The sequence below is a fragment of the Brevibacterium sp. SIMBA_078 genome (assembly GCF_046534565.1).
GTDB lineage: Bacteria > Actinomycetota > Actinomycetes > Actinomycetales > Brevibacteriaceae > Brevibacterium.
The window spans coordinates 1-239 of sequence record NZ_JAWRYQ010000543.1 but is presented as its reverse complement, the minus strand read 5'-3'; the positions used below and the strand labels follow the sequence as shown (position 1 = coordinate 239).

Annotated in this window: 1 protein-coding gene; it reads right to left on the bottom strand. The window is 31.0% G+C overall.

Features of this window, described 5'->3' with window-relative positions; all coding sequences use genetic code 11:
- The coding region (locus SB749_RS20725; protein ID WP_410711975.1) for an SNF2 helicase associated domain-containing protein at nt 1-239 on the bottom strand (239 nt) is incomplete at both ends.

Here is a 239-nt window from a genome sequence, read left to right as displayed (position 1 = left end):
CTGTAAATGCATCACTTTCTTCTATCAAATCCAAAAACTTTAAACTTTCGGTTATTGGCATCTTAAAAGTTGTCGCAACATTTGATTCTTGTTCAGGAACTGCATTTAAAAATCGATGAATTTCCTCCATTTCCTTTGTTTCTAACGACAAAAGAGAACCATTTGGTAAACGATAATATTTTTGTTTAAATTTCAATGCTTTCAAGATTTCTTGGATTTGTTGATCTTTTATGCCATCC